Source organism: Pseudomonas sp. TE3-3-F2023 (assembly GCF_036784815.1).
In the GTDB taxonomy this organism is placed as follows: Bacteria; Pseudomonadota; Gammaproteobacteria; order Pseudomonadales; family Pseudomonadaceae; genus Aquipseudomonas; species Aquipseudomonas pudica.
Window position 1 is genome coordinate 4,466,771 of record NZ_CP145113.1, and the last position, 13,226, is coordinate 4,479,996.

The 13,226-nt window shown below is 54.1% G+C and carries 11 protein-coding genes and 2 tRNA genes; 8 read left to right on the forward strand and 5 right to left on the reverse strand.

The window, feature by feature from the left end; genetic code table 11:
* Window positions 1-134: 134 nt before the first annotated feature.
* The 5 genes from V3314_RS20690 to V3314_RS20710 all read right to left on the reverse strand — a co-directional run bounded on the left by V3314_RS20690 (window position 135) and on the right by V3314_RS20710 (window position 7,054).
* Window positions 135-800, reverse strand: a complete 666-nt coding sequence (locus tag V3314_RS20690; protein WP_288375410.1) for a hypothetical protein — start codon at window positions 798-800, stop codon at window positions 135-137.
* A 150-nt stretch (window positions 801-950) separates the two neighbouring features.
* Window positions 951-4,358: a hypothetical protein gene (locus tag V3314_RS20695; RefSeq protein ID WP_338459580.1), complete on the reverse strand. Its 3,408-nt coding sequence runs from the start codon at window positions 4,356-4,358 to the stop codon at window positions 951-953.
* Window positions 4,358-5,773: a site-specific integrase gene (locus V3314_RS20700; RefSeq protein WP_064491921.1), complete on the reverse strand. Its 1,416-nt coding sequence runs from the start codon at window positions 5,771-5,773 to the stop codon at window positions 4,358-4,360. The genes V3314_RS20695 and V3314_RS20700 overlap by 1 nt, the downstream gene beginning before the upstream one ends.
* A 1,071-nt stretch (window positions 5,774-6,844) precedes the next feature.
* Window positions 6,845-6,932, reverse strand: a tRNA-Ser gene (locus V3314_RS20705).
* A gap of 35 nt (window positions 6,933-6,967) precedes the next feature.
* Window positions 6,968-7,054 (reverse strand) — tRNA-Ser (locus tag V3314_RS20710).
* Between the two features lie 133 nt (window positions 7,055-7,187).
* On the opposite strand from V3314_RS20710, the gene V3314_RS20715 reads away from it, so the two are divergent.
* The 8 genes from V3314_RS20715 to V3314_RS20750 all read left to right on the forward strand — a co-directional run bounded on the left by V3314_RS20715 (window position 7,188) and on the right by V3314_RS20750 (window position 13,142).
* Window positions 7,188-7,859 (forward strand): Bax inhibitor-1/YccA family protein, encoded by a 672-nt coding sequence (locus V3314_RS20715; protein ID WP_046614862.1) that lies wholly within the window; start codon window positions 7,188-7,190, stop codon window positions 7,857-7,859.
* Window positions 7,860-8,144: 285 nt separating this feature from the next.
* Window positions 8,145-9,524: a uracil-xanthine permease family protein gene (locus V3314_RS20720; protein ID WP_013973275.1), complete on the forward strand. Its 1,380-nt coding sequence runs from the start codon at window positions 8,145-8,147 to the stop codon at window positions 9,522-9,524.
* Between the two features lie 183 nt (window positions 9,525-9,707).
* Entirely contained in the window at window positions 9,708-10,100 is a 393-nt protein-coding gene (tusD, locus tag V3314_RS20725; RefSeq protein WP_338459581.1) for a sulfurtransferase complex subunit TusD, read from the forward strand.
* A gap of 1 nt (window position 10,101) precedes the next feature.
* Window positions 10,102-10,461 carry a sulfurtransferase complex subunit TusC gene (tusC, locus tag V3314_RS20730; RefSeq protein WP_085599353.1) on the forward strand — a complete coding sequence of 120 codons (360 nt, stop codon included), beginning with the start codon at window positions 10,102-10,104 and terminating at the stop codon, window positions 10,459-10,461.
* Window positions 10,461-10,757, forward strand: coding sequence for a sulfurtransferase complex subunit TusB (gene tusB, locus V3314_RS20735; RefSeq protein ID WP_108481325.1), 297 nt, complete (start codon window positions 10,461-10,463; stop codon window positions 10,755-10,757). The genes tusC and tusB overlap by 1 nt, the downstream gene beginning before the upstream one ends.
* Complete coding sequence (locus tag V3314_RS20740) at window positions 10,754-11,089, forward strand: TusE/DsrC/DsvC family sulfur relay protein (RefSeq protein ID WP_025339766.1); 336 nt, start codon at window positions 10,754-10,756, stop codon at window positions 11,087-11,089. The genes tusB and V3314_RS20740 overlap by 4 nt, the downstream gene beginning before the upstream one ends.
* Entirely contained in the window at window positions 11,086-12,090 is a 1,005-nt protein-coding gene (locus V3314_RS20745) for a glycosyl transferase family protein (protein ID WP_046614858.1), read from the forward strand. Before V3314_RS20740 ends, V3314_RS20745 begins: the two co-directional genes overlap by 4 nt.
* Window positions 12,091-12,182: 92 nt before the next feature.
* Window positions 12,183-13,142: a glutathione S-transferase family protein gene (locus V3314_RS20750; protein WP_338459582.1), complete on the forward strand. Its 960-nt coding sequence runs from the start codon at window positions 12,183-12,185 to the stop codon at window positions 13,140-13,142.
* Window positions 13,143-13,226: the final 84 nt, after the last annotated feature.

Genomic DNA, 13,226 nt, shown 5'->3' on the forward strand with positions numbered 1-13,226 from the left:
ACGCTAAGGGTGGGGAATACTACGACGATGAGCTGTGCCCGCAGTGCACCAGCGGCATTGCGGACGCTGGCAAGATGACGGTTGCAATGGCGGTGTTTGGCGCCATCGTTGGAAAGTTTATTAAACCCTAATTTTTATACATCGAACTTCCGCCGCAGCACTTCAAGACGTATAAGATCATCGTAAGTTGCGACCATATTCATAACCCCATGATACCCAGCCTCACTATACTCAAAATTTTCCTCACCCGGCTTAATAATTACAAATACATCCATAGCTTCGCTCTGCATACCATCGATAAATGCCATCAAAAATCTTATGTCGTCGTTAAGTTTGACAATCTCTTCCTTAAACTGCTCCGAATCACCAGACACCATTAATCCACCAGAGTCTAGATTTATTATAGTATGCTTCAGCTGAGCGATCTGCCCTTCAAGCCCTGCATTCCGTATCTTCAACGCCTCATAATCAGAAGAGCTAATCGATGTCGGTAGAGCTGAAACCTCCTCCGACTCAAGAGTCTTCTCCAGTATTTTTCGATAGTCAGAGTTCCTAAGCAGCGTAACGTGACTTACTGGCCTTAACTCACTATCTCTATCATGCTCCGGCAAGCTAAGATTTTGGCTAAGCTCATATTCCGTAACAATCTCAGCCACCCCCCTAGCAAGGCTGGTAATGTTCTTGTAATTAGCTCTAGATAGTACCTTTAGAGCACTATTAATATGGGCAATACGTGCTGCCCTATGCGAATTCCTGTGTTCCTGAAAAGTGTCTTTACGCTGCATAAAATCGAGCCCCATGCGATAGCTCTGTGACAATTACAGCCCCATCAACATTTGTTGCGGGCAACCAAAATAATGCTGATATAGCGAGCCCCGTTACAGAAATATATAGTAGTGGGGCGAGCGTGTTACCAGGTCAGTCCAGTCTTGCGTTCAAAGCCACAGCCATCAGTCTTCAACTTCAGCAACACCCAGAGTTGAAGCGATCAAACGAACAGGCTTAGCTTCCACTGACGGCTTAGCAACTGTATGGCCGATCTTAATCACATCCCGCACATCAAGCACCCCGGCAGTCATCATACTGGAGATTTGAGAGGTTAGTTGATGGCACGGCGGCCTTGGATCAACGCGGAGAAGCTCATCAAACTTACCCTGCTGCACCAGCATAGCCATACGCATATAGGCAAATTTTTTGTTCAGGCTCTCACTTGTCGCATCTGGGAAGTTTTGGACATCAACTAAACGCTTCAGAATGTGTTCAGCCCCCGAAACATTAACCCTCTCAAGGTGCGCAACGACCCCCTCCTTCTCAGGAATAAAATAACTTTTGTATTCACCGCGTTTGGCCATGAGATAAAGCTGCTGTTCAATCGCCTCGAGAGCATACGCCTCTCTAGCATGATGATCATATTCCATGTTCAGGTTTTCAAGAGCCTGAGGATTGCGTGCGGAAGCTTTCAGCGCCCGGTACTCGCGTAATTTATCCAGGATTTCCTTCATAATCTCCTTAGATTTATCTTTCTCTGCGCAGATAGCTGGCAGATGGTCTACCCCACGGATGGCGTATGGACAAAGCGCGCAAGGTCGACCTACTCCGAGTTGTTTTACCACTTCTTCAGGGCAATGGTTATCGAACGGGCAGATATGGCACAAGTTATAGGCTAGCTTGGTGTACCGCTTGGCACGCAATACCTCTAAGCCGCTCTGACCTTCCCTGACCCCCGTCAAGCTAATCAGGCCATGCATATCAATAGCTTTCACAGGGTCTTTATGAATGCTTGCTCCCAGCCTTGCATTCAGCCGCAATGCAGCCTCTGCTAGCTCTGGAGCCTCGCCGCCGCTCAGCTTATCCATATTCTTCAACATGTAATCAGCCAGCAGCTTTTGATGATCTGGCATGTTCTCGCCGTCAAACAAGGTGTAGTACCAAACCAGCTCTTCAGTCTGGCCTGTCATGAACTGCCCGATCAACGATGGCGGCAGAAAACGCATAGCTTCGGACACAAACCCAGCCCTCAATCCGTGCGGGGTATGAGGACTGGTGAAGCTATCGGCAGAAAGTGTGCTCAGATAGGCATGATCATAGCCCTTAACCGGGTCACGCTTACCGTCTTCCCCCTTCAGAAACACGATGTCATCACCAGTATCGTCTTGCATGACCTCTCTGATGAAATGTTGGAGCATCAGTAGGTAAACAGGATAATGTCGATAATTAGCCCACTGGCTATCACCAACTCCCATTTCTCTGAAGAGCGGCTTGAACTGACCAAATTTTGAGCCTTTGGTGAGTCCATACCAGAGATCCTCGTTGTAAGACTCAGAGCTGCAGGAGTCATACCAGGCCCTTTGTCGATCCAAAACATCGATCACATGGCGCGAAACAATCGCCGTCCACTCCCCATGCGATTTATCCGAGCTAACAAAAAGAGGCGCCAGCGGACTTTTCCAGTACCTATCCAACACGCAGTCATACTTTTCTTTATTAAGCCAGATCAGGTGTTGTTGGCGAAGCCCTGTTTCACACATTAGGATGGTCAAGCGAACTGAGTTTGGCGAAATGCGTTGAACCACATTACCCATAAACTCAAAATCAACAATTTTATAAAATCTAGGAAGCACCTCAAACCGATGAATTTTCCCCTCATGGTAGAAAATTGGCGTGTAGTTAAGCAGTGATTGGTTCACCTCCCCAAACCCCCGCACTTCCTTTGAAAAAAGCCCAGCCCAGGCGTGGCTGTTCAACAAGTCTGTCAGACTGGGCTGGCAAAGCTGACCATTCAGGACACCGTAGTTTACATCTTCTTCAAGCTGACCTTCATAGAATGGCATTTTATTGATGTGATCCATCAGGTACTCTAGACTGTATAACATACTCAAGAATGTTGCAAAATAAGGCCTTGGGATCGGCCTTTTTTTCGTACCCGACTTCTTTTCAATAGCTGGATAGCAAGCATTAGTAAAATTGCATTTGAACTTATCCGCATCCGGCAGCACAAGCTTATTACTTTCAATGTACTGACAAAAATGATCAACCACCAACACTCGCGCATAATGCGTTTCGTTAACCCAACCGTGCGCACTGGCGAACTCTTCCATGTACCCCAAAAAAGTCCTCGGTGGCTCCCTTTCAAACTTGATCACACCATCCAAAAAAACCGACTCATGAGTAAAGTACAAGCTACAGTTAAACTCATTGAGAGTTCCCGGATAGTTCTCAAGCGAGCCATCCCGTCGCATGTAAAAGTTCGGCAAATAAGCCGTGAGATAGCTCATAAATAGGTTTCTCAAGAACCCATAACCACTTGAGCGCTGCAGGCGCTTTGACTTCATAAATGAGCCAAACACCTGATTTATATAAATGGCAAAATTCTTCACTTTAGGATGCGACTCCTCGATGAAAGGCAGTCGATCATTTTCCTCACCCAAGCTGAATAGCCCCTTGATACGGTGCGTAGGAAAATGTGTCTTGAACATCACTTCGAAATTGAATTCAAGCTCACCATTGGCCAGAGAGCGAGCCATTCCAAGCGCCGCCTCATGAGCCTGTTGCGCAGGGCTTTTAATGTGCTTTTTCTTCGTCCCGATTCTGCGCCCTTTGTACACCCTCTCAGACCGACTCTCTCGCTTAACGACCTGATACCCGCTAATGATATCTTCTACCATTTTTTTACTAGATGGGCGGGGGTGGGTGATAGTCAACAAAAAATCATTTACATAATATCTTCGAAGCGGCAACGTACCCGAACCATTAGCGCCATCAAAGAGCACCTTACAACCTTCCTCAGTAATGTCATCAACGGTATAGAAGTCGGTACTCAGCAAAAGTCTCAACCAAAAGCTTACTCGACTGCTTCCGTCGTTAAACTCACCACGTTTGAAAATGCTCTCGATTTCCGAATCAGGATGAACACCACGAATGATAGTAAGGCACTCGACATCAAGATTACGGCATAGGTCGTCGAAAATTTCTACCTGATGATTAATCGTCTGCATAGACAATGGAGCAATGAAAACCTTGCGCGCCCACAAGGTGACGAAGACCATACGAATGAATTGAGACAATGACGCATCATAACTCTCCGGCAACGCATGATATGAGCGATCAATATCCCCAATCCGGGTAGTTGACCCACGATATGTCGACTCAAGCAACCGTTCAACATGAGCCAACTCCCAATGACTAAAATCAAGACCATGACTATTGAATAGACTATCAATTTTCTCTGTTGAACCACCCCTACTTCCCAAAGATCTCCGATATATCTGTCGAACAAAAGAGACTGCCTTCTTGAACGCTGCGATCACTTCGCCTTCAGGCACCAACCAGACTGCCTTATTCTTACTGAGGTTGATCATCACTGGGCGCCCCCTTCAAGATGCTTTTTGATTTGCTCAACCTCATTTTCAAAGTGCTGAAGCTGTACTTTTACAACACTGAAATTTGAAGCCGACATACGAATCATGTTCATAGCAGCAAAAGTCGCCTCAAGCATCTTTGCATCCTTCCGGGCGTAACGCTCTGTGGACTTGATCGACTTATGGCCCATCAAAAGCTGTACCATTTTCAAGTCAAGTCCAAACCGATTTGGATCTCTCGGGTTTGGGCAGTGATTTACCAAGTAGTAAGCATACATATGACGAAGTGAGTGAAACCCGTAGCTAGTACCCGTCAAATTGAATGCTGCTTTATTAAAACGCTCCCACACTGCCTGGTAGGATGACGGCATTGCTCCGCCGTCGCGCATATTGCGGAACAAAAAGGGATGGACGACAGGTCTATGCCTCGCCTTTTCCTTTGCAATCTCTTCTTCATGATAAAGGCCAAGATTTGCCCAAAAAATGGATGCAAACGGTTCAATCAGGAAAGTATCTGGTTTGTCTCGCCCTTTGTGCTCAAGCTTGTTCAGCTTTGCCTCAGGGATGTACTTGATCAGAATTTCTCGCCGAGTGTCGGGATCGACAATGTGAACCCGATTGTTCTGTGGGCTTTCTGGGTTCACCACAATATCATCCATGATGATGGTCAGCGCTTCAGAAATTCGACACCCTGCTGCAGCTAGGAAAGACCAAAGCACTTTATCCCGCAAGCACTCTGCGCTTTCGATCAACTCGACACATTTGTCGATAGGGAACGCAGTCTGGTCACCTCCGAATTCGTCAGTGCGCGCCATCAATTGTGGCTTTGATGTTGCCGCAAGCCTTTGTCTTTTTATCTTTTTAGCACCTCCGGCCAAACAGCCTGCAAACCAGCTATTCGCCTTAATAGCGGCGCTAATATTTCTAGGCGCATCGGCATACTTCGCTACAGTAAGCGGCACCATAGAAAGTGCCACACCTGTAATGTATCCACTCTCCTGCATTTGCAACAATCCATCTCGCATCGCCTCGCTTGATGCAATGAAGTTATTACAGCCGGCCAAACTCACAGCAACCGAAGACCCGCTCAAATTACGAGACCCGAGAACCCTTGCTGCATCCCGTGCAATTTCAGAATCGCTATCACCCCCAAACACCAAGTAGCTTTCGTAGCAATCCAGTGCCTCATTAAGCAACAACGGCGTCAGGCCACCATTATTTAAACCAACTTGATGGATGTAATTAAGTTTTTCCGCAACCGCATAGCAGTACGCCTTAACGGTCAACCATTTTTTCGCTTTTGCCAGCTGATATGCCCAGCTATCAAAAAACTCACACAACATTGAGTCCGGCGAGAGAATCCTAAACGTAGGAGTTCCATTGCGCACGGTCTCATATAGCTCAACGTGTTTCATAAACTGATTATCACCTATGGAGATAATTCGGCACCGTATCGCTCCGAATTTCGGCGCATCCTTCCACAGGAATTTTCACAAATCAACAAGATGCAATTATTTAATTGCAACTTAGGGTATGCCAAAAGTATATCGTTTTTAATACGCGTTCTTTACCGCTTTTTAATCACGAGAAAGGACGGATACTGGAGGGATACGCATTTTCCAGAAACCGCATAAAAACGTTGTCTACGGGACTGAGAGCAGATAGCCGTGCAGGCAACAGGATTCTGCTGCCTAAAAATATAATGATAATTATTAATCTTTAGCTGTGAGGTGATGGAGATTGACCGGTTATTGGGACAACGCATCCCCCTAGCATCGCTTGCCAACAAAGGAAGCCTGACGCAATTCATTTGATTGGGACTGATGGATTAACCACGCCAGCCACCAGTACGAGTACCAGTCACGCAGGTAAGGTGGCCTTTGGGGTGGATTAGACGGCTGGGAGGGTTTTGCGAACGGACACAAGCCTTTCAATAGACCACTGCAGGCCAGCTGGGCGAGTGTGAGCCACTTGCAGCGGATTCGAGGGAAGGCTGGACTTCTCCAGGATTTCGCCTGGGATCTTTCAGCCAAAACTGGATCAACCCTTTGGCCTCTCCTCCTAGGAGCGACATAACCCACAGCGAGGTAAAGCTGAAAGCATCCTGCCGGACTGCAACAGCTCCGACCGCCTCAGGCTGGTGCAATCTCAAGGTTGAGGGGTAGACCTTAACTCACGCCCCTCCCTCACCAAGGCAACGCATAGGGCCGAATCACGCTTGCTTTTTGTTGGGGACGTCGACCAGCGCTGAGCGTTTTAGTCACTCAACATAACCGACCAATACCCTGGCTCCATGGCATCCGAGAGGTCAAAGGACATGCGCAAGATGCAATAGAACGCAACAACGTGCAACTGGATGATTGCACCTTTAAGCGGAGGGTGATCAGGCACGGATTTGATAGAAAAATGGGCGTTTTTCAAAAGCAAAACGCACAAAAAAAGGGTCTAGATTTTCATCTAAACCCTTGATTTTACTGAATTCGCGGCGGGGAACCAGGGATTCGAACCCTGGAAACGCGATTAACGTTCGCCGGTTTTCAAGACCGGTGCATTCAACCACTCTGCCAATTCCCCGTTTGTTCCGATGACGCGATACAACAAGCTGCAACTGGAAGGAACCTTAGATAAGAACTCTAGGATAGTTGCCCATCGACGGTTTTCAAGACCGTTGCCTTAAACCACTCGGCCACGCTTCCAGCTCGTTTTGCGGCCGCCATAATACCGTAATGAAACAAGCTGTCAAACTCTCTGTGTCGCGGGTTGCGGGAGCTCTGATAGACTCCTAGCATCTGAACGTTTGAAACCACAGGTTTACCAAGGAGTGTCGCCATGCGCGAACAGGATTACGCCGTACACCACGGCCAGCAGGTCGAGCAGCAGGAGATCAGCAAGGTCCTGCGCAACACGTACAGCCTGCTGGCGCTCACCCTCGCCTTCAGCGGTGTCATGGCCTTCGTGGCCCAGCAGATGCGCGTCGGCTACCCGAACGTGTTCGTGGTATTGATCGGCTTCTACGGGCTGTTCTTCCTTACCAACAAACTGCGTGATTCGGTCTGGGGCCTGGTATCCACCTTCGCTCTCACCGGCTTCATGGGCTTTATCCTCGGCCCTATCCTGAACCGCTACCTGGGCATGGCCGGTGGCGCCGAGGTGGTCAGCTCGGCATTTGCCATGACTGCCCTAGTGTTCGGCGGCCTGTCGGCTTATGTGCTGATTACCCGCAAGGACATGAGCTTCCTCAGCGGCTTCATCACTGCGGGCTTCTTTGTCCTGCTGGGTGCTGTCGTGGCCAGCTTCTTCTTCCAGATCAGCGGCCTGCAACTGGCGATCAGCGCTGGCTTCGTACTGTTCTCGTCGGTCTGCATCCTGTTCCAGACCAGCGCGATCATTCATGGCGGCGAGCGTAACTACATCATGGCGACCATCAGCCTGTATGTGTCGATCTACAATCTGTTTGTCAGCCTGCTGCAGCTGTTTGGCATCATGGGTCGTGATGACTGACTGATTGATTGCTGCGTGAGAAAGCCCGCTTCGGCGGGCTTTTTTGTGGGAGCGGGCAAGCCCGCGAACACCGGCGAAGCCGGTGCCATGCACCGCGTCGCATTCTTCGCGGGCATGCCCGCTCCCACAGATGGTTTATTGGCAGATAGCACCCAATAACTGACCATAAGGTCAAATAATAAGGCGAATGGTCGTCGATCATGCCGCCATCGTGCTTTTCTCTACCCCAATCCGCCATCACCCCGTAGAATGCGCTCCTTTTTTAGTCCGGGGCAGCTTTTCGCAATGAGCTCACACGAACACAGCCCAGGCGCGGCGGCGCCTGCCAATGAACTGGTGCTTGGTCTGGAGGACAAGCCACGGCTGTTGATCGGCCTGCTGGCAGCACTGCAACATCTGCTGGCAATCATCGTCCCGATCGTCACCCCTGGCCTGCTGATTTGCCAGGCACTGGGTGTTTCCGCACGGGATACCAATCTGATCGTCTCCATGTCGCTGGTCATTTCGGGTATCGCCACCTTCGTCCAGTGCAAACGCTTCGGGCCGTTCGGTGCCGGGCTGCTGATCGTCCAGGGCACCAGCTTCAACTTCGTCGGCCCGCTGATTGCCGGCGGAGCGCTGATGGTCAAGCAAGGTACGCCGGTGGAAGGCGTCATGGCAGCCATATTTGGCGTGGTAATCGCCGGCTCGTTCGTCGAGATGGGCGTGTCGCGCATCCTGCCCTTCGTCAAACGCCTGATCACCCCGCTGGTAACCGGCATCGTGGTGTTGATGATCGGCCTGACTCTGATCAAGGTCGGCCTGATCAGTATGGGGGGTGGCTTCGGCGCCATGGCCAATGGCACCTTCGCCAATGGCGAGAACCTGCTGCTGTCGGGCGTGGTGCTGGCGATCATCGTCATCCTAAACCGCATCCCGGTGGTGTGGATGCGCAGCTGCGCCATCGTTATCGCCCTGGCGGTCGGCTATGCGCTGGCCGGCTACCTGGGCCGTCTGGATTTCACCGGCATGCACGAAGCCGCGCTGTTCCAGGTGCCGACGCCGCTGCACTTCGGCCTGGGCTTCTCCTGGGCATTGTTTATCCCGATGCTCGTGATCTATCTGGTAACTTCGCTTGAAGCCATCGGCGATGTCACCGCTACCAGCAAGGTGTCGCGCCAGCCGGTCGAAGGGCCGGTGTGGATGCAGCGGATCAAGGGCGGTGTGCTGGTCAACGGAGCCAACTCGCTGCTGGCCGGTTTGTTCAATACCTTCCCGAGCTCGATCTTTGCCCAGAATAATGGCGTGATTCAGCTGACAGGTATCGCCAGCCGCCATATCGGTATGTGGATTGCCGTGATGCTGGTGCTGCTGGGGCTGTTCCCGAGCGTTGCCGGGGTGATCCAGGCGGTGCCAGAACCGGTGCTGGGTGGTGCGGCCATGGTCATGTTCGGTGCGGTTGCGGCTTCGGGGATCAATATCCTGGCCAGCACTCGCCTGGACCGTCGTGCCCTGCTGATCATCGCTGTATCCCTGGCCCTCGGCCTGGGTGTGGCACAGGTGCCGGAGTTCCTGGCGCACATGCCGGCGGCGATTCGCAATGTGCTGGAGTCGGGCGTGGCTACCGGGGGTATCTGTGCCCTGGTGTTGAACTGGTTCTTGCCGGAGAGCAAAGAACAGGCTTGAGCCTAGCGTCCTTCTGTTAGGGCCATGGGGCTGCTTTGCAGCCCGCGCGACGCAAGGCCGCTCCTACACGGGGTCGCGCAGATCTGGATATTGGTTCAGGACAGAAAGCCCGCCCCGCCATGCACAAGCGGGCGCGGGCTTTTTTGCTTTATCATGGCACCATTCCTTTTGCATGAGTTATCCATGAAATTCGCTATCGCGGTGTTCTCCCCGGCCCATGCGCCCTCCTCGCGCCGCGCCCTGCGCTACGCCGAGGCGGTACTGGCCTGCGGGCATGAGATTGCCCGGCTGTTCTTCTACCAGGACGGGGTACACAGTGCCTCTGCCAACGTGGTCTCCCCCCAGGATGAGCTGGACGTCGCCGGCCAATGGCACGCCTTCATTGCAGCCAACCAGCTGGACGCAGTGGTGTGCATCGCCGCCGCCCTGCGCCGTGGCGTGCTCGACGAGGCCGAGGCCAACCGCTACCAGCGCCAGGCCGTGAACCTGCCCAAGCCTTGGGAACTGTCGGGGCTTGGCCAACTGCACGAGGCGGCGCAACTTGCCGATCGCCTTGTCTGCTTCGGAGGCGACTGAAATGGCCAAATCCTTGTTGATCATCAGCCGCCAGGCGCCGTGGAACGGCCCATCGGCCCGTGAGGCACTGGACATCGCCCTGGCTGGCGGCGCGTTCGATCTGCCGCTGGGCATGCTGTTCCTCGATGACGGCGTATTCCAGCTCGCTGCGGACCAGCAGCCCACCGCCGTGCAACAGAAGAACCTGGCCGCCAACTTGCAGGCGCTGCCAATGTTCGGTGTCGAGGAACTGTTCGCCTGCAGTCACAGCCTCACTCGCCGCGGCCTGGCAGCCGACAACCTGACGCTGCCGGTGCAAGTGCTGGACGACGCGGCACTGACCGCGCTGATCTCCCGTTTCGACCAGGTGGTAACGCTCTGATGACGACCCTGCATGTTATTGCCCACTCCCCGTTTGGCGACGAGCGCCTGGTCAGCTGCCTGCGCCTGCTCGGCACCGACGACGCCCTGCTGCTGTGTGGCGATGCGGTATATGCCTTGCGTAGCGGCAGCGAACCGCACCGCCAGCTGCAAGCCGCCGGCCTGGCCCAGCGCCTGTTCGCCCTGGAAGAGGACGTGCAGGCCCGGGCGGTCGGCAACGAGCTGGCCAAGGCCGTGGATTACGCCGGGTTCGTCGAACTGTCGCTGCATTACGACAAGGTCAACAGCTGGCTATGAATACCCTCAACGTTGGCGATCAGGCGATCGCCCTGGACAAGGACGGCTTCCTGGTCGACCTGCAAGACTGGTCCCATGCCGCCGCCGAGGCCCTGGCCGCACGCGAGGGCATCCCGCTGACGGCAGACCACTGGGAAATCCTCGAACTGCTGCGCCAGTTCTACCAGGAATACCAGCTGTCCCCGGCCACGCGCCCACTGATCAAGTACACGGCCCTCAAACTGGGCCCGGACAAGGGCAACAGCCCGCACCTCAACCGCCTGTTCAACGGCACTCCCGCCAAACTGGCCGCCAAGCTGGCGGGCCTGCCCAAGCCGACCAATTGCATATGACAGCACCTCGCCCGCTTACCCTTGAAACACCAGCCGAACATCCGTTCGCCGAATTCGTGCGTATTCTTGGCAAAGGAAAGCGCGGCGCGCGCGGCCTGACCCGTGACGAAGCCCGCGTGGCCATGACGCTGCTGCTGGAAGACAAGGTCGAAGACACCCAGCTCGGTGCGTTCCTCATGCTGCTGCGGCACAAGGAAGAAAGCGCCGAAGAACTGGCCGGCTTCACCGAAGCCCTGCGCGCGCAACTGCAGGCACCGCGTATCGCCGTGGACTTGGACTGGCCCACTTACGCCGGCAAGAAACGCCATCTGCCCTGGTATCTGCTGGCTGCCAAATGCCTGGCCAACAATGGCGTGCGCATCCTGATGCACGGTGGCGGTGCGCACACCGCCGGGCGCCTGTACACCGAGCAGTTGCTGTCCTTGCTGGACATCCCGCTGTGCCGTGACTGGGCTGCCGTCAGCCAGGCCCTGGACCAGCAGCGCCTGGCCTTTTTCCCGCTGCAGGACTGGGCGCCGCAGTTGCAGCGCATGATCGACCTGCGCAACACCCTGGGCCTGCGGTCGCCCATCCATTCGCTGGCCCGGGTCCTCAACCCGCTGGCTGCGCGTTGCGGCCTGCAGAGCATCTTCCACCCCGGTTACCAGGCGGTGCATCGCGAGGCCAGCCGCCTGCTAGGCGATCATGCCGTGGTGATCAAGGGTGATGGCGGCGAGATCGAAGTCAACCCCGATGTCATCAGCCACCTGTACGGCACCACTGCCGGCGAAGCCTGGGACGAGGAATGGCCAGCGCTTAGCGAACGCCGCCACGTGAAGCCGCCAAGCCTGCAGCCCGAGCAATTGCTGGTGGTCTGGCGCGGCGAGGCCGAGGACAGCTACGGTGAAATGGCCGTGGTCGCGACCATGGCCTTGGCCCTGCGCGGCCTTGGCCAGGACCGTGAGCAGGCTTTCGCCACCGCACGTGGTTACTGGAGCGCACGGAACCAATCGAATAACTAGATACTAAGGGGGCATTCTTTGCGCTAGTTATTCGAACGATTTCCCCTAGACTGGGCTCCAACGACAAACAACTTTGTTCCGAGGAGCTCACCATGGGCCTTTTGATCGACGGCCGCTGGCATGATCAGTGGTATGAAAACGGCAAGGACGGCACGTTCAAACGCGAAAACGCCCAACGCCGCAATCAGCTACCCGCTCCCGAAGCTGGCCGCTACCACCTGTACGTCTCGCTGGCCTGCCCATGGGCACATCGCACCCTGATCTTCCGTGCCCTCAAGGGCCTGGAGCCACTGATCGACGTGTCGGTGGTCAGCTGGCTGATGCAGGACCATGGCTGGACTTTCGACCAGCAGCAAGGCTCCAGCGGTGACCACCTCGACGGGCTGCAGTACCTGCACCAGCGCTACACCCAGGATGACCCGCACTACACCGGCCGCGTAACTGTACCGGTACTGTGGGACAAGAAAGAGAAACGCATCGTCAACAACGAGTCGTCGGAGATCATCCGCATCTTCAACAGCGCGTTCAACGAGCTGACCGGCAATACGCTCGACCTGTACCCACAGCCGCTGCGCCCGACCATCGAAGCGCTGAACGAGCGCATCTACCCTGCGGTGAACAACGGCGTGTATCGCGCAGGTTTTGCCACTACGCAGGAAGCCTACGAGGCTGCATTTGACGAAGTGTTCAACGAACTGGACTACCTGGAAGACTTGCTCGGCCGCAATCGCTACCTGGCCGGGGAATACCTGACCGAGGCCGATGTGCGCCTGTTCACTACCTTGGTGCGCTTCGATGCGGTGTACCACGGGCACTTCAAGTGCAACCTGCGGCGCCTGAGCGATTACCACAACCTGTCGAACTGGCTGCGCGAGCTGTATCAGTGGCCAGGGGTGGCGGGTACAGTGGACATGGAGCATATCCAGAAGCACTACTACATGAGCCACAAGACCATCAACCCGAACGGAATCGTGCCCAAGGGGCCACTGCAGGACTTCAACCTGGCGCATGATCGGGAGCGGTTGGCAGGCAAGGGGATCTGGCAGGCTTGAGATTGTCGGGGCCGCTTTGCAGCCCATTCGCAGCACAAGGCTGCTCCTACAGCGGATAGCTTTTTCTGTAGGAGCAGCCTTGTG

Bases quoted from the DNA above. Each gene is read 5' to 3' on its own strand.
- V3314_RS20690 (WP_288375410.1), bottom strand. From the start codon at position 800: ATGGGGCTCGATTTTATGCAGCGTAAAGACACTTTTCAGGAACACAGG.
- V3314_RS20695 (WP_338459580.1), bottom strand. From the start codon at position 4,358: ATGATCAACCTCAGTAAGAATAAGGCAGTCTGGTTGGTGCCTGAAGGC.
- V3314_RS20700 (WP_064491921.1), bottom strand. From the start codon at position 5,773: ATGAAACACGTTGAGCTATATGAGACCGTGCGCAATGGAACTCCTACG.
- V3314_RS20715 (WP_046614862.1), top strand. From the start codon at position 7,188: ATGCGCGAACAGGATTACGCCGTACACCACGGCCAGCAGGTCGAGCAG.
- V3314_RS20720 (WP_013973275.1), top strand. From the start codon at position 8,145: ATGAGCTCACACGAACACAGCCCAGGCGCGGCGGCGCCTGCCAATGAA.
- tusD (WP_338459581.1), top strand. From the start codon at position 9,708: ATGAAATTCGCTATCGCGGTGTTCTCCCCGGCCCATGCGCCCTCCTCG.
- tusC (WP_085599353.1), top strand. From the start codon at position 10,102: ATGGCCAAATCCTTGTTGATCATCAGCCGCCAGGCGCCGTGGAACGGC.
- tusB (WP_108481325.1), top strand. From the start codon at position 10,461: ATGACGACCCTGCATGTTATTGCCCACTCCCCGTTTGGCGACGAGCGC.
- V3314_RS20740 (WP_025339766.1), top strand. From the start codon at position 10,754: ATGAATACCCTCAACGTTGGCGATCAGGCGATCGCCCTGGACAAGGAC.
- V3314_RS20745 (WP_046614858.1), top strand. From the start codon at position 11,086: ATGACAGCACCTCGCCCGCTTACCCTTGAAACACCAGCCGAACATCCG.
- V3314_RS20750 (WP_338459582.1), top strand. From the start codon at position 12,183: ATGGGCCTTTTGATCGACGGCCGCTGGCATGATCAGTGGTATGAAAAC.